Genomic DNA, 13,908 nt, shown 5'->3' on the forward strand with positions numbered 1-13,908 from the left:
GAGTCGCCATGACCACCCGCACGGAATCACTCATCGCAGAACTGTCCGCCGTCGGCGTCGACATCGTCGCCCGCGGACTCGCGCTCGCATCCGGAGGCAATCTCTCCGCGCGCATCGATGACGAGACGTTCGTGGTCACCGCCTCCGGCACCTGGCTCGACAGGCTCACCCCCGAGGACTTCTCGGTCATGAGCCTGTCGGGCGAGGTGATCAGCGGTTCGCCGAGTCCGTCGAGCGAATGGAAGCTGCACCAGCGGAGCTACCAGACCCGTCAGGACGTGAACGCGGTGGTCCACGTGCATCCGCAGCACGCCGTGCTCCTCAACGCGCTCGGACACGACGTGCGCCTGATCACCCTCGACCACGCCTACTACGTGCGCTCGGTCGGGACCACTCCGTACTACCCGAACGGATCGGACGAGCTCGCCGACTCCGCGGCCGAGCAGGCGGCGCACCATGACTGCATCATCATGGGCCACCACGGCTGCTCCGCCCTCGGCGACTCGGTGAGCATGGCATTCCGCCGCGCACTCAACCTCGAGGAGGCGGCCACGGCGACCTACCGCGCGCTCCTCCTCGGAGACACCGAGACCGCCTTCCCCGCCGAGGCGCTCGCCGCCCTGCACCACGCCTGAACAGGAACCGCGATGACGACCGTCCCCACGCACATCACCATCGATCCCGACATCAGCGAGGCGACGAAGCGCTTCCTCGCCCAGCCGCCCCGCCTGCTCATCGACGGCGAACTCGTCGAAGCGCATTCCGGCCGCACGATCGACATCGTCGACCCCGGCACGGGCGCCGTCATCGCCCGTTCGGCGGCGGCGGATGCGGTGGACGCCGATCGCGCGGTCCAGGCCGCTCGCCGCGCCTTCGCCCCCGACGCTCCGTGGCGGCGCATGAGCGCGCTCGACCGCGGACGGATCATCCTGCGTCTCGCCCGCCTGCTGGAGGAGCGCGCCGACGAGTTCGTCGAGCTCGAGGTCCTCGACGGCGGAAAGCTGAAGAGTGCAGCCGCCTCCGTCGACCTGCCGCTCGCGATCAACCACTTCGAGTACTTCGGCGGATGGCCGTCGAAGATCGAGGGCAACACGATCCCGGTGTCGATCACGGATGCGATGGTGCGCACCGAACGCGTCCCGGTCGGTGTCGTCGCCCAGATCGTGCCCTGGAACTACCCGCTGCTCATGGGCGTGTGGAAGATCGCGCCCGCTCTGGCCGCGGGATGCACCATCGTCATGAAGCCCGCCGAGAACACTCCGCTTTCCCTCCTGCGGCTCGGTCAGCTCGCGCTCGAGGCGGGGATGCCGAAGGGCGTCCTGAACATCCTCACCGGCTACGGCGCAGAGGCCGGCGAGGCCCTCGTCGACCACCCCGACGTCGACAAGGTGGCCTTCACCGGCTCGACCGCGGTCGGCACGCGCATCGCGCAGCGCGCGGCTCCGATGGTGAAGCGGGTGACGCTCGAGCTCGGCGGGAAGAGCCCCAACATCATCTTCGACGACAGCCCCGTCGAAGAGGCGGCGGCCGCGGCGGCCAGTGCGATCTTCTTCAACGCCGGGCAGGCGTGCGCGGCGGGCTCCCGCCTCTACGTGCAGAAGCGCTCGTACGACGACGTCGTGGGGCGTCTCGCCGACATCGCCTCGTCGATGACCGTCGGACACGGCTTCGACCCGTCCGCGCAGATCGGCCCGGTCATCTCCACCCGCCAGCACGAGCGGGTTCTCGGCTACATCGACGGCGCACAGGAGCAGGGGGCGGCGATCGCCGCCGGCGGATCGGCCTTCCCGGATGCCGCCATCCCCGGCGGCTACTACATCCGCCCCACGGTCCTGACGGATGTCGACGACACGTTCACCGCCGTGCGCGAGGAGATCTTCGGCCCGGTCGTCGTCGCGCAGCCGTTCGACGACATCGACGAGATCGCCCGGCGCGCGAATGACTCGCCCTACGGGCTCGCGGCCGGCATCTGGACGCGGGACATCACGAAGGCGAACAGGCTGGCCGGGCTTCTGCAGGCGGGCACGGTCTACATCAACATGTACGGCGCGACGGATGCCGCGGCTCCGTTCGGAGGATTCAAGATGTCGGGATACGGCCGTGACATGGGCCACGCCAACCTGGAGTCGTATCTCGAGACCCGCACCGTGTGGACCAACCTCGGCCACTGACACCGGGCTCCGACGACGGCGCGGACGCTCCGGGCGGTTCTGGCGCAGCCCCCGTGCCATCTGGGAGGGTGGATCACGGAACCCGTCCGTGATCGATGAAGCGGTGGATGATGAGTGGACCCGAGTCGCCGGTGATCGCGGTGGAAGAAGCAGCATCCCGGTGGTCTCCGTGGTGGCTGGCATCAGGGACGCTGTTCATCGCCGCGGCCCTTCTCGCCGCCTTCCGCAGCCTTCCCGGTGCTCTCGACGGCGGGGCGCTCGGAGCCCTCTCGACCGCGACGACGGCGGCGTTCAGCCTCGCGCTGGTCGCGGCCGGCGTCGCGGCAGCGCGCCGGGATGACACGCTGCGGCTGTCGAAGGCCGTGATCGTGTCGCTGTTCGTCCTCGCGGTCTGGATCCTCGTGGCCCCGCCCGTCTTGGGCGCGGTGTTCGATCTCACCTCCGCGGCGCCGTTCTACGTGAATGCGCTCGTGAAACTGGGGCTGAGCGGAGTCGCGGTCGCCGGCATCCTCCGAGCTCCGATGCCGGCCCCGTGGAGGTTCGTCCCCGCGATCGCGCTCGGGGTGGTCGTGCTGGGTTCGCTGATGGAGTTCGCGATGCTGTCGGGGAGCGTGTCCGACCAGAACGCGCTGGTCCTCGTCTTCAACGTCCTGGTGCTGACGCGGATCCTCGCGACCGGGGCGCTCGGCGCCTTCGCCCTTCGGGCGGCGCGATCGCGTACCGGGTCGGTGATCGTGTTCGGCGGACAGTCCTGAGAGCCGCGTCGGGGGACCTCCGTCCTCCTCACACCTCGCCGCCGCGTCGCGCCGCCAGCTCCGCCGTGTCGCGCATCCCCTGGGCGTCGAGGTAGGCGCGGATGACGTCGTGGATGGAGATCGATCCGGGTGGTCGTCCGGTCCAGACGCGTGTCGCCTCCGGCCGTCAACTGCGGGGGGCGTCGTTCCAGGACCAGATGTCGTCGCCACGGAGCACAGCGTCTGCACCGCCGTCGCAGTAGATGGTCTGGCCTGCCATGTGCGTGTTGGCGGGGCTCGTCAGCCATGCCAGCAGCTCGGCGATCGAGGATGCCGGCTGGTGGTAGTTGAGCGGCATCGGCACCGCCGCATCCACCTGGGCCAGGCCTTCGGGCGATCCGAGGAGACCCGCGGTCATCGCGGTGGTCACCGTGCCCGGGGCCACGGCGTTGAGCGGGATGCCCGCGCCGGCCCATGCCGAGGACACGGACTCCCGACGCACCCAGCGCGACAGTGCGCGCTTGCTGGACGAGTAGTTGAGGAAGCCCGCCTCCGGGCTGGTTGCGAGTTGGTCGCCGATCTGCAGGGCCAGTGCCTCGTCGCCGTTCAGTGCGGCATCCACGAGCTCGGCGGACACCGGCTGCAGCGACGCCATCGACGACACGACGGCGGCGCGCGGCTGGTCCGCCAGGCTCAGCGTCGGCAGGAGCGCGGTCAGGAACTCCGTGACGCCGAAGTAGTTGATCGCCATGGTCTTCGCGATCGGCGCCGCGATGCCCGCGCACGCGATGACCGCGTCGATTCCGCCGTCCCCCGCCTGCACGGCGTCGCGGGCGGCGGCGGCGCGGCCGGTCGGCGTGGAGAGGTCTCCGTCCACCTCGACGCCGGCGAGATCGACACCGATCACGGTGTGCCCCTGAGAGCGGAGCAGGTCGGCGGTGGCGGCGCCGATTCCGGACGCCGAGCCGGTGATGACGTAGGTGCGGGTCATGGTGATTCCTCCTGGGTGGGCGGTGCCGGCGCGGTGCCGGACAGGGCGAAGACGAAGCGGGTGAGCTGCCGGCGGAACTGCGCGATCTCCTCCGGCGCCCAGCCGTGCAGGGCGTCGTCGACCATGCGGTGACCCGCGGAGACCAGGCGCGTATAGGCCTGCGTGCCGGCGTCCGTCAGCTGCACCTGCACGGTGCGCCCGGATCGGACGGGGTCGACGACGCCCTGTGCGGCCATGCGCGACACGAGCTTCGACGTGGTCGGCCGCGACATCGCCGCGTGCTCGGCGAGCTCGCCGAATCCCAGCGCGCCCTCGTTCATGCCCAGCAGGTACAGGGCGCGGATCGCGGTGGGGTCGAGCGCGACATCGACGGCGTCGGCGACCTGGCGCTGCAGTTCGCTCTCGCTCCACTCGGACACCACCCGTACGAGCGCGACGTGGATGGCCGCGATGTCTCCGGTGCTCGACATGACTGCAGTCTACCCGAACAGTTGCCTCAGGCAACTGTTGTCGCGAGGGTCGAGCTCAGCGGAACAGCACCACCACGTAGACCGCGAACGTCACCAGGTGCGCGGCGCCGTGCATGGCGGTCACCCGCTTCGCGGCGAACGTCGTCACCGAGAGCAGCAGCGTGACGCCGAGCATCAGCAGGTTCGCCGGCGACTCGGCGAGCATCACGCTCTGCCCGGTGAGCATTCCGATGATCAGCACAGCGGGGATCGTGAGTCCGACGGTCGACACCAGGGCCCCGTGGCAGAGGTTGACGACGCGCTGGGCCTCCCCGCCGAGAGCGGCTCGCACGGCGGTGATCGACTCGGGCAGGAAGACGATGCCTGCGATGAGCACCCCGGCGAGGGCGATCGGAGCACCGAGGCGACCCAGTCCGTCGTCGAGGAGGGCCGCCATGTCGTGCGACAGGAGCACGATCGGGACCACCGTGACCACCAGCAGCGCGAGCCGGACGATGACCTCGGTGCGGTGCTCGGCGATGACCTGACGGATGCCTCCGGTGGCCTCGGCCTTCTCCTGGCGCCGAGCGCTCTGCAGCAGGCGCGGATCGACCTCGGTGAAGTCGCTCGCCTGCGCGCCCATCTGTCGGTACAGGAAGAAGGCGTAGAGCACGAGCGTGAGGATGATGATCGGGATCTCCTGCGCGGTCGTGTACGCGCCGTCCTTGCCGATGAGGGCGGGGAGTCCGAACGCGAGCGCGACCAGCACGACCAGCATCGACAGGTACGCCGAGGTGCCCGTGCGGTTGTGCGCCATGCCGCGATGGCGGAGTCCGCCGAGGAGGAGCGCGAGCCCGATGACGAGGTTCAGGATGATCATCGCGACGGCCATGACCGAGTCACGGGCGATGGTCGCGTGCTCACCCGGACCGAGCATGACCGCGGAGATCAGGATGACCTCGATGAGGACGATCGACAGGGTCAGGACGAGCGAGCCGTAGGGGTCGCCGAGGCGGTGCGCGAGGGCCTCGGCCTGTTTCACGACGCCGAACGCGCACACCAGGATCACGGCGATGATCGCCCCGAGCGCGACGATCAGGACCGGGCCGGCAACGGGCGCCGCCAGCATCGGGTGGAGGACGAGGAGAGCGGCGAACGCGCCCCATCCGAGGACGACGCGGACGATGTCCGTGACGCCGATCAACTGCTTCAGTTCCGTGCGTGACATCGCCGGACTCCTTCGAGGTGGGGCCGTCCCCGACTGATGACCGCGACCGGGTCGTCCCGGCCGCAGTGCTGTGTCAGCGCACTGCATCGCGCCATCAATCTTAGCAAAAATTTCCCGGTCACACGGAAATTTGACTTCCCCTGGTTCCGGGCTATGGTCATGGGTTACGCCAGCCACCGAAGGGGAAGCGAGTAACCATGTCCGGAAAGTCCATCCAGGGTCGCGACAGCAAGAAGGCGCCGCAGCTCTCGCTCAAGGAGAAGCGAGCAGCGAAGCGCGAGAAGAACGCACCAGACGAGTTCCTGAAGCCCCGCAAGGGCGCGAAGGGCTGAGTGGATTCGGTCCGGCGGGTGCATTCGCTCGCGGCGAGATGCACCCGCCGGGATCTCAGCGGAAGACGCGGGTGATGCCGCTCTCGATCTGAGCCAGCTGGATGAAGAGGGCCAGGCGGTGGAGGGGTTTCACCAGGGCTCGGAGGATGCGGCGGCCTCTGCGACGGGGGCCTGTCTCCCAGGTGAGCGTGACGCGGAGCTGCGTCCCGCCCGCGGCATGCTCGAGCGCGAACGCGATCCGCCGTGGATTCGCACGCGCCGCATCCGGATGGGTGAAGCGCCAGACGATGTTCATCTGCTCCGCGCGCTCCACGAGTTGGATGCGCTGCCGCAGGAAGGCATCCTTGACGGCTATCCGTCGCCCGTCGTGTGCGGTCGTCCTCGTCCGTGCCTCCCAGACGCCGGATTCCCCGTCGTCCGCATCGACTTCAGCGACGCCCTGGTCCCATTCGGGGATGCGGTCGGCCGAGGACACGAGCATCCACACCTCCTCGAGCGGAGCGGGCGCGAAGATCGAGCGAGAGGCCGACAGCGCATGACCCCGGTGTGAGGTCGACGGAGCGGGGTGGATCCTCCGGAGGTCGTTCAGGTGCGCTTGTACGGCATCCGGGTCCACGTCGAGCCGCTGCAGGACCGCGGCGATGAGTCCGCTCGGTTCGTCGATGAGCGCCCCCAGCACCGCCGCCGAGTCCCCGCGACGATCCCCGCCGGATGCCGCCTTGAGCACCGCGACCGCGCGGTCGGTCCATTCGTAGCCGGAGGTCTCGTGGAACACGATGCGTCCGGCTTCGGACGCGTCGGGTGCGAGGCCGACGAGGTTCAGCTGCGCCGCGTGCTGCTCGCCCACGGCCGCCCGTGCCGCATGCAGGCTGACGCCCATGCTGCGCAGGACCTGTCCGCCGGTGTCGGGGTCGATCGTCAGGGCGAGGAGGAGGTGATCGATGTCGGCATCTCTGAGCCCCAGGCGCGAGGCCTCCTCCATCGCCGCCAGCGAGAGGGTGTGCATGGTGGCGGCGGCTTGCGTGAACCGGCTCATGAGCTTCTCCGGGGGACGACGATGGTGGGATCTATCCGCTTCGCGTGCTTCTTGTGCACGGCCTGTCTGGTCACGCCCAGGGCGTCGGCGATCGCCTGCCAGCTCATGCCCGACCGCAGCCCGGCCTCGACCTGCTTCAGTTCGAGGGCGTCGGCGAGGGTGCGGAGCGAGGCCACCGCGCGGAGCCCGGCTCGGGGGTCTGTCGTGTCGGCGGCGACCTGTGCGACGTCGAGGGATTCCATGCCGTCAACCTACGTTGCTTATCGATCAGCTGTCAACCTGGGTTGCTCAGGGCTGCGGTCGCCGCAGCGGACTACCGCGGTGCCGTTCCGCTGTCAACGGACCTGTGCTGCCACCGTCATCGCGCGACTCTGGTCTCTCCGACGAGAGGAGTCCACGATGTCGAACCCCGACGTTTTCCCGACCGACGCCGAGCAGCCCGAGACGCAGGGCGAGGAGCCCGTCGAGGCAGAGCTCGGTGAAGACGGTCAAGGCGACCTCGCGCCCGAGGACGAGGGTGACGGCCACAGCGGCGATGCCCCGGCCGACCTGAGGGACGGCACCGAATGAGCGGTGTCGAGGATCAGGGGTCGCGACCCCAGGACGGCCCGTCCCCTGCAGACGCGGATGCGGCAGCGAGGATCGCCGAGCATCTCGCCGAGCGCGGGGCCGCGGAGTCCCCTGCCACCGGGGATGTACCGGCCGGCGGAGCGGGAGCCGACTCCGGTGCCGCTGAGACGGTCCGCGTCGACCCGGCGTCGCGGGCGTCGGTGCCGGACGAGTCCACGCACAACGACGAGCCCGGTGTCGGCACGCGTCGTGCCGAGGTCGACGACGCCGATCGCGATGAGGGAGACCCCGGCCGTCGAGCCTGAGGCCTCCCGCCATCCGCTCACACCGTCGACGGATGCAGCACGACCTTGATGCAGCCGTCCTCCTTCTGCTGGAACGTGCGGTAGAGGTCGGGAGCGTCATCGAGCGGCGCGTGGTGGGTGGTGAGGTCCATGACGCCGAGCGGGTCGGCGGGGTCTTCCACCAGAGGGACCAGGTCATCGACCCAGTTCTTCACGTTGCACTGTCCCATGCGCAGGGTGATCTGCTTGTCGAACAGGGTCTTCATCGGCATGATGTCGGCATCCCCCGCGTACACGCCGCTCAAGGAGACGGTCCCGCCGCGGCGGACGGCATCGATCGAGGCGTAGACGGCGGCCAGCCGATCGATACCCGCCTTGTCGAGCAGCTGGCGCGCCGCCGCATCCGGCAGCAGCCCCACGGCCTTGTGGACGAACTCCACTCCGGCGTTCCCGTGCGCCTCGAGGCCGACGGCATCCACCACCGAATCCGCGCCGCGTCCCTCGGTCAGCTCGCGCAGCTCGTCCACGATGGTGTCCGTCAGGTCGAACGTCTCGATGCCGTGGCGCTCCGCCATCGCGCGCCGTTCGGGCACGGGGTCGACCGCGAGCACCCGGTAGCCGCGGTGCCGCCCGACACGTGACACGAACTGCCCGACGGGTCCGAGCCCCATCACGGCGAGCGTCCCGCCCTCCGGCACCTGCGCGTACTCGACGCCCTGCCAGGCTGTGGGGAGGATGTCGCTGAGGAAGAGGTACCGCTCATCGGGCAGGTCCGGCCCGACGGGGATGTGGTTGTGGTCGGCGAGTGGCACCCGCAGGTACTCGGCCTGCCCGCCGGGGACCTGGCCGTAGAGCTTCGTGTATCCGAACAGTGCGGCACCGCTGCCGTACTCCCGTACCTGCGTGGTCTCGCACTGCGACTGCAGCCCGCGTCGGCAGAGGAAGCACTCGCCGCACGCGATGTTGAACGGGATGACCACGCGGTCGCCGATCGAGAGCTTCGTCACTCCCGCGCCGACCTCGACGACGACGCCCATCGGCTCGTGACCGAGGATGTCGCCGCGGTCGAGGAACGGTCCGAGCAGCTCGTACAGGTGCAGGTCGGATCCGCAGATGGCCGAAGACGTGACGCGGATGATCGCGTCCTCCGGCTGCTGGATGACGGGATCCGGGACGTTCTCGACCGTCACCGTGCGCTTGCCCTGCCAGGTCAGTGCCTTCATGATGCTCTCCGCTCGTCGGTCCGTCTCGGCCCAGGCTGGCCGCTCGACGTTCCGACGCCAACCCGGTTGACAGCCGCGCGGCCCCGGGTTCAGTGGAACGGGCAGCCCCGCCCCGAGCCCGCGGCTCGCACCTTCCCACCGGATGACGGCTTGGTCGGCAGGCGACGGCGGTTCACGTCGAGACCGGCGTCGAGGATGTCGAGTCGAGGATCGCTCAGCACGGTGATCGCGGCGGAGAGTCCCGCGATCACGAGCTTCTCCCCCGGGCAGCGATGTCCGGTCGCGACCTCCGCGCCGCCCTGCGGGATGAAGGTGCGCACCGACTCGTGATCGGTGACATCGGCGAACCGCTCCGGAGCGAAGCGATGCGGGTGGGCCCAGGAGTGCTCGTCGGTGTTCGTGCCCAGGATGTCGAGCACCACGCGACCGCCCGCCGGCACGCGCACCTCGCCGATCTCGATGTCGACGAGCGCGCACCCGGGCAGCATCGGCACGAACAGCGCCGTCCGGCGCACCTCCTGCGCGAACATCGTCGCCAGGGTCCCACCGACCACGTCGCCGCGCTCCTCGGCTTCGGCGGCGATGCGTGCTCGCCACTCCGGCCGGTCGTGCAGCTCCTTGGCGGCGAAGGCGACGAAGCGCGCCGCGGCGATCATCGGGCGGATGCTGTTCTGCAACTCGACACCCGCCACGCTCGAGGGGAGAAGCCTCCCGTCCGGCGTGCGGTGCGCACCCCACAGGGCCAGTGCCGTGCCGTCTTCGGCAGACAGCGTGCCGTCGCGCACGGCCTCGATGAGGCGCTTGGCATGCCGATCGGACCAGAGCCGATTCATGACCGCGGCGAGGTACTCGGGCGAATAGGGGACGCCGAAGCCGTCGACGATCTGAGCCAGCCGTGCCGACCATCGGGTCTTCGCCGCCGGGGTGCCGGGGAGGCCGGCCCAGCCCATGATCGCGCGGCCGAGAGCGCCGACCGCCGCGTCGTAGGCGCTGCGCGTGCCGCCGGCGAGCCAGGCATCGCGTTCGGAACGCCACTCGCGTTCCAGCCACGGTGTCAATCGGGCGACCTGTTCGTCTTCGTAGGCGACCTCCACGAAGGTCGCCTTGCGGTGGCGGTGCGCCGCGCCGTCGAGGCTGTGGACCGAACCGTGGCCGAACAGCGTCTCCTGCACGATCCCCGGCATGGCCCCGGAACGGGCGATACGGGACTCGTCGTAGAAGAGATCGATGCCCTCCGCACCCCGCACCAGCACCGCCTCGTCGCCGAGCAGACGCAACGGCGCGGAGCGGGCGCCCTGCCGGGCTCGCCGCCAGATGCGCTCGCCGAAGTCATAGCCGCGGGTGAGAAGGGAGGGGGAATCGTCATGCACGACCGCGTCGACCGCGTTCGAAACCCGTGAGGTCAGTCTCTGGAACATCCTCCGACCGTGGCAGGCACGAAGGGAACACTCCAGGGGGGAGCGTTCCCGTGGTGATTGTGCTATCCGCTCCGACCGGTCCCTTTGTCAAGCACCTCGCCTGGACGAGCGGCGCCGCGCAGGATCATCACGAACGGAGGAATCATGGCGACCAACACTCGAGATCTGGCCTGCACCACCGAAGACGTGTTCCGTGTGCTCGGCAACGGCTGGCTTTATCCCGCATGGGTGGTCGGTGCCTCCCGGATGCGGGACGTCGATGCGGACTGGCCCGCCGTCGGGGCGCAACTGCATCATTCCTTCGGCGTGTGGCCCGCTCTGCTCGACGACACCACCGAGGTGCTCGCATGGGATCCGCCCCGTCGGGTCGTGCTCCGGGCGCGCGGCTGGCCGATGGGTGAGGCCGAGGTCACGTTGCGGGCGCGGACGATCCCGTCCGGTTGCCAGGTGCGCATCGACGAGGAGCCCGTGAAGGGCCCGGCGGTGCTGATCCCCCGGCTGCTCACGACCCCGATGCTCCGATGGCGCAACGCCGAGACGCTGCACCGGCTCGCCTATCTCGCGGAGGGTCAGGCGAGCTGAGGATCGATGGACCGCGGAGGGATCACTCCCCCGCACCCTCTTTGAACTGACGTTCCCAGTCCCGGAGCTCGGACCGCCCGATGAGCGAATCGAGCGACACCTGGAACAGCAGTCCCCGGCGGGCGTTGACCTGCTTGATGTTGTCGACGATCTGAGTGGTCACGGCCGCCAGCGCCTCACGGACCTCGCCGACGCGCTCGTCCGGGGCGTCCCAGAGGTCGGGGCGGGTGAGGAGGTCGAGCAGGTAGTCGGGTTCCAGGGCGGCGACGAGGCGTGCGAGCTTGTCGGAGTACTCCGCCTCGGCGAGCACGCTCTGATCTTCGCCCGCTTTCGCGTCCAGGCGCACGAAGAGCTGCTCGACGTGGGAGGCGAGCGCGTCGATGCCCGCAGCCGTCTCCGCGGCGACGGGGTTGTTCGGCACGTTCGCATAGTCGACGCGCAGTTCACGCAGACGGCTCACCCGCTGGCGGATGCCGGCGGGGACCGGGTCGGCGGAGGTCACCGCCTTCGGTGCTCGGCGTCGGCGGGCGAGAACGCCGATCGCGGTGCCGGCCGCGGCGAGGACGACCACTCCGCCGATCACGACGGGAAGCAGCCAGTCCGCACCCCCGCCTTCGGACCCTCCGCCCGGCGAGGTCGGCGTCTCCTCGGCGATCTGCTGCACGGTCTCGACCAGCGCGGTCTGCGTGTCGCCACCGGCCGCGGTCTCGTTCTCGTTGGCGATGCGCATCGCCTCGGCCCCGTCGATCGAGACCGAGCCGGCCATCAGGTCGTTCCCGATCGCGAGCACCACGGTCTGCTGATCGGCGGCATCGGTGAGCTTCTCGAGGATGTACGTGCTGTAGGGGCTGTCGAGGCCGGCGTCCTTCGGCAGCACCACGACCGCGATCGAGCCGTCGGTCGGCACGGCGCCCGTCAGGGCCTCCGTCAAGGCCGACTCTCCCTGCATGCCGGGAGCGACATATACGTTTCCGGCGTCGAGACCGGCGATCGCGTCGTCGATCCACCCCGAGCCGGATGCCGCGGAGATGACCATGCCCACCTCAGAAGTTGTTGATCACGGACGCGAAGACGAGGTCGATGCGTTCGGCGTCCGAGGCGTCGAACATCTGCCCGCCGGTCGCGTCGGCGATGCGCTGCAGCGCCGAGGTGTCGGCTCCCGACCCGTAGGCGATGGGGAAGATGCGCACCGGGGCGTCGGAGCCGCCCTCGGCCGTGCTCTTGCCGATCTTCGCGATCAGGGAATCGAGCGACGTGGTCGAATCGGTGTCCTCGCCATCCGAGAGGACGACGATCGCGTTGATGCGTCCCGGCTCCGCGCGCTCGCTCATGGCCTCGTAGGCGGTGAGGATCGCGTCGTACAGCGGCGTCCCGTTCCGCTGGGCGTAGCGGAGGTCATCCAGCGAGGAGTCGAGTTTCTCGCCGTCCGCGCCCAGCGCCGTGACGTCGCGCAGCACCTGGATACCCTCGCCCTCCTGCGACGAGACGCCGGTGGTGAACGCCCAGACGCCGACCTCGTCGGTCGAGCGGAAGTGGTCGAGCGTCGTCTGCGCACCTTCGATCGCGCCGTCGAGCCGCGAACGGCCGTCTCCGATCGGATCGTCCATCGAGCCTGAGATGTCGATCAGTTCGAGCACGGACGAGGGTTTGCGCACCTGGGTCCACTGGTCGATCGCCGTGGAGATGACATCGACCTCGGGCTTGGGCAGTGTGACCGTCGGCTGCGCCGGGTCGACGCCGAAGTTCGCGGTGAACAGGTCGCCCAACGGCACGGACTCGTCCAGCGGGCGGAAGCCGTACTCGGGGAGGATCTCCTGCGCCGGAGTGCTCTGCAGGAACTCCGCGAAGGCCTCGCCGGCCGTGCGCTGCTCAGGGGTGACCCAGTCCGCGCCGAGGACGGTGACCGGGTTGTCCGACCACATCGAGCCGCCCGCAGGATAGACCGCGACGAGCTTCGTCTTCGGCGGGGTCAGGGTCTCCCCCGGCTGCACGGTGTGCGAGTCGGGGTTGCCCTTGTTGTAGTTGAGCAGCGAGGTCTCCTCGAGCGCGACGGCGGAGACGTAGGCGGATCCGTCGGCACCGTTCTGCGTCTCGTCGTACAGCGTCGACAGCACGTTGCCGGTGGTGTCGCCGTAGTGGATCACGCACTCCTCGAACACGCGGGAGAAGTCGGCGGCGGCATCCACGTCTTCGGAGGTGAGCCCTTCGGCCTTTCCGGATGCCTCGTACGACTGCATCAGGATGGTCGACAGGCCGGTGGTCGAGGTGTTCGGGTTCGTCTTCGAGATCTTGAACGCCCCCCAGATGTCCTTGCCCACACTGCCCCAGCCGCTCGGGTCCTGGCACAGGCCCTCGAGGTCGGTGATGCTGATGGGCTTGTCCGGCCAGCCGAGCGCCTTGGCCATGGGCTCCGGCATCCCGAACACCACGGGCGTGCGGGTGAACGATGCGGGCTCGCCGACGAGGGCAGGCGACGCGGCCGCGGCGACGCGATCCGTCCACACCGTGGAGGCCGGCGACCACAGGGTCGGCCACAGCGCGCGGTCGTCGCTCGGCCAGTCGTCACCCGACGTGAGGTAGCGGGCCGCGTTGCCGGACGAGACGTTCGTCGGGCGGACCGTGGCGCAGGTGTCGAGCTTCTCGTGCTCCGGGGAATCCTTGAAGGCGGTCGCCAGCTCGTCGAGCATGTTGACCTTCTCCGACGAGGTAGCGACGGCGATGTGTGTGCACCCGTCGTCCGGGAACCCCTGGCTGCCCTCGGTCGTCGGGTCCTCTCCCCCGCCGGTGCAGGCCGCGAGCACCAGCGCCGCGATGGCAGCCGTCGCCAGCGCGGCGGGTGTTCGCCGGAAGATGGTCCGTCGTGCGATGCGAGGCGCGCTCATGCGCCTAG

At 69.6% G+C, this 13,908-nt stretch carries 16 protein-coding genes; 7 read left to right on the forward strand and 9 right to left on the reverse strand.

What is annotated here, in order from left to right; translation table 11 throughout:
• The first annotated feature begins 8 nt into the window (after nucleotides 1–8).
• From CQ045_RS08345 to CQ045_RS08355, 3 genes are all read left to right on the forward strand, one after another.
• A complete protein-coding gene (locus tag CQ045_RS08345; protein WP_105722605.1) occupies nucleotides 9–635 on the forward strand; it encodes a class II aldolase/adducin family protein in 627 nt (208 codons plus the stop codon).
• 12 nt (nucleotides 636–647) lie between these two features.
• Nucleotides 648–2,171 (forward strand): aldehyde dehydrogenase family protein, encoded by a 1,524-nt coding sequence (locus CQ045_RS08350; protein ID WP_105722607.1) that lies wholly within the window; start codon nucleotides 648–650, stop codon nucleotides 2,169–2,171.
• A 107-nt stretch (nucleotides 2,172–2,278) separates the two neighbouring features.
• Entirely contained in the window at nucleotides 2,279–2,926 is a 648-nt protein-coding gene (locus tag CQ045_RS08355) for a hypothetical protein (RefSeq protein ID WP_146115213.1), read from the forward strand.
• Nucleotides 2,927–3,092: 166 nt separating this feature from the next.
• Here CQ045_RS08355 and CQ045_RS08360 read toward each other — a convergent pair whose 3' ends face one another.
• Genes CQ045_RS08360 through CQ045_RS08370 form a run of 3 tightly spaced genes read right to left on the reverse strand, consistent with a single transcriptional unit; the run spans nucleotide 3,093 to nucleotide 5,573 of the window.
• Nucleotides 3,093–3,896 (reverse strand): SDR family oxidoreductase, encoded by an 804-nt coding sequence (locus tag CQ045_RS08360; RefSeq protein ID WP_105722611.1) that lies wholly within the window; start codon nucleotides 3,894–3,896, stop codon nucleotides 3,093–3,095.
• Entirely contained in the window at nucleotides 3,893–4,366 is a 474-nt protein-coding gene (locus tag CQ045_RS08365) for a MarR family winged helix-turn-helix transcriptional regulator (protein WP_105722613.1), read from the reverse strand. The genes CQ045_RS08360 and CQ045_RS08365 overlap by 4 nt, the downstream gene beginning before the upstream one ends.
• 55 nt (nucleotides 4,367–4,421) lie before the next feature.
• The gene (locus tag CQ045_RS08370) at nucleotides 4,422–5,573 is read right to left on the reverse strand and encodes a calcium:proton antiporter (protein ID WP_105722615.1); all 1,152 of its coding nucleotides are present in this window, start codon (nucleotides 5,571–5,573) and stop codon (nucleotides 4,422–4,424) included.
• Nucleotides 5,574–5,770: 197 nt separating this feature from the next.
• On the opposite strand from CQ045_RS08370, the gene CQ045_RS19045 reads away from it, so the two are divergent.
• On the forward strand, nucleotides 5,771–5,905 hold the full coding sequence (locus CQ045_RS19045) for a hypothetical protein (RefSeq protein ID WP_258131002.1): 135 nt from the start codon (nucleotides 5,771–5,773) through the stop codon (nucleotides 5,903–5,905).
• A gap of 55 nt (nucleotides 5,906–5,960) precedes the next feature.
• On the opposite strand, the gene CQ045_RS08375 is transcribed toward CQ045_RS19045, so the two are convergent.
• On the reverse strand, nucleotides 5,961–6,941 hold the full coding sequence (locus CQ045_RS08375) for an SRPBCC family protein (RefSeq protein ID WP_105722617.1): 981 nt from the start codon (nucleotides 6,939–6,941) through the stop codon (nucleotides 5,961–5,963).
• Nucleotides 6,938–7,183, reverse strand: a complete 246-nt coding sequence (locus CQ045_RS08380) for a hypothetical protein (protein ID WP_105722620.1) — start codon at nucleotides 7,181–7,183, stop codon at nucleotides 6,938–6,940. The genes CQ045_RS08375 and CQ045_RS08380 overlap by 4 nt, the downstream gene beginning before the upstream one ends.
• A 157-nt stretch (nucleotides 7,184–7,340) precedes the next feature.
• Here CQ045_RS08380 and CQ045_RS18815 point away from each other — a divergent pair, with 157 nt between their 5' ends.
• Complete coding sequence (locus CQ045_RS18815) at nucleotides 7,341–7,511, forward strand: hypothetical protein (protein WP_181156501.1); 171 nt, start codon at nucleotides 7,341–7,343, stop codon at nucleotides 7,509–7,511.
• Entirely contained in the window at nucleotides 7,508–7,816 is a 309-nt protein-coding gene (locus tag CQ045_RS08385) for a hypothetical protein (RefSeq protein ID WP_105722622.1), read from the forward strand. The genes CQ045_RS18815 and CQ045_RS08385 overlap by 4 nt, the downstream gene beginning before the upstream one ends.
• Before the next feature lie 17 nt (nucleotides 7,817–7,833).
• Here the strand turns inward: CQ045_RS08385 and CQ045_RS08390 are convergent, their stop codons facing one another.
• Nucleotides 7,834–9,018, reverse strand: coding sequence for an alcohol dehydrogenase catalytic domain-containing protein (locus tag CQ045_RS08390; RefSeq protein WP_105722624.1), 1,185 nt, complete (start codon nucleotides 9,016–9,018; stop codon nucleotides 7,834–7,836).
• A gap of 89 nt (nucleotides 9,019–9,107) precedes the next feature.
• A complete protein-coding gene (locus CQ045_RS08395) occupies nucleotides 9,108–10,436 on the reverse strand; it encodes a cytochrome P450 (protein WP_105722626.1) in 1,329 nt (442 codons plus the stop codon).
• Nucleotides 10,437–10,580: 144 nt separating this feature from the next.
• On the opposite strand from CQ045_RS08395, the gene CQ045_RS08400 reads away from it, so the two are divergent.
• A complete protein-coding gene (locus CQ045_RS08400) occupies nucleotides 10,581–11,018 on the forward strand; it encodes an SRPBCC family protein (protein ID WP_105722628.1) in 438 nt (145 codons plus the stop codon).
• Nucleotides 11,019–11,040: 22 nt separating this feature from the next.
• On the opposite strand, the gene CQ045_RS08405 is transcribed toward CQ045_RS08400, so the two are convergent.
• Both CQ045_RS08405 and CQ045_RS08410 read right to left on the reverse strand, forming a co-directional pair.
• Nucleotides 11,041–12,054 (reverse strand): hypothetical protein, encoded by a 1,014-nt coding sequence (locus CQ045_RS08405; protein WP_105722630.1) that lies wholly within the window; start codon nucleotides 12,052–12,054, stop codon nucleotides 11,041–11,043.
• Between the two features lie 7 nt (nucleotides 12,055–12,061).
• Nucleotides 12,062–13,900, reverse strand: coding sequence for a substrate-binding and VWA domain-containing protein (locus CQ045_RS08410; protein WP_105722632.1), 1,839 nt, complete (start codon nucleotides 13,898–13,900; stop codon nucleotides 12,062–12,064).
• Nucleotides 13,901–13,908: the final 8 nt, after the last annotated feature.

Source organism: Microbacterium sp. MYb66, assembly GCF_002979435.1.
In the GTDB taxonomy this organism is placed as follows: Bacteria; Actinomycetota; Actinomycetes; order Actinomycetales; family Microbacteriaceae; genus Microbacterium.

Coding starts and splice junctions, on each gene's coding strand:
- CQ045_RS08380 (WP_105722620.1), bottom strand. CDS start 7,183: ATGGAATCCCTCGACGTCGCACAGGTCGCCGCCGACACGACAGACCCC.
- CQ045_RS08345 (WP_105722605.1), top strand. CDS start 9: ATGACCACCCGCACGGAATCACTCATCGCAGAACTGTCCGCCGTCGGC.
- CQ045_RS08390 (WP_105722624.1), bottom strand. CDS start 9,018: ATGAAGGCACTGACCTGGCAGGGCAAGCGCACGGTGACGGTCGAGAAC.
- CQ045_RS08395 (WP_105722626.1), bottom strand. CDS start 10,436: ATGTTCCAGAGACTGACCTCACGGGTTTCGAACGCGGTCGACGCGGTC.
- CQ045_RS08355 (WP_146115213.1), top strand. CDS start 2,279: ATGATGAGTGGACCCGAGTCGCCGGTGATCGCGGTGGAAGAAGCAGCA.
- CQ045_RS19045 (WP_258131002.1), top strand. CDS start 5,771: ATGTCCGGAAAGTCCATCCAGGGTCGCGACAGCAAGAAGGCGCCGCAG.
- CQ045_RS08400 (WP_105722628.1), top strand. CDS start 10,581: ATGGCGACCAACACTCGAGATCTGGCCTGCACCACCGAAGACGTGTTC.
- CQ045_RS08385 (WP_105722622.1), top strand. CDS start 7,508: ATGAGCGGTGTCGAGGATCAGGGGTCGCGACCCCAGGACGGCCCGTCC.
- CQ045_RS08375 (WP_105722617.1), bottom strand. CDS start 6,941: ATGAGCCGGTTCACGCAAGCCGCCGCCACCATGCACACCCTCTCGCTG.
- CQ045_RS08360 (WP_105722611.1), bottom strand. CDS start 3,896: ATGACCCGCACCTACGTCATCACCGGCTCGGCGTCCGGAATCGGCGCC.
- CQ045_RS18815 (WP_181156501.1), top strand. CDS start 7,341: ATGTCGAACCCCGACGTTTTCCCGACCGACGCCGAGCAGCCCGAGACG.
- CQ045_RS08405 (WP_105722630.1), bottom strand. CDS start 12,054: ATGGTCATCTCCGCGGCATCCGGCTCGGGGTGGATCGACGACGCGATC.
- CQ045_RS08365 (WP_105722613.1), bottom strand. CDS start 4,366: ATGTCGAGCACCGGAGACATCGCGGCCATCCACGTCGCGCTCGTACGG.
- CQ045_RS08350 (WP_105722607.1), top strand. CDS start 648: ATGACGACCGTCCCCACGCACATCACCATCGATCCCGACATCAGCGAG.
- CQ045_RS08410 (WP_105722632.1), bottom strand. CDS start 13,900: ATGAGCGCGCCTCGCATCGCACGACGGACCATCTTCCGGCGAACACCC.
- CQ045_RS08370 (WP_105722615.1), bottom strand. CDS start 5,573: ATGTCACGCACGGAACTGAAGCAGTTGATCGGCGTCACGGACATCGTC.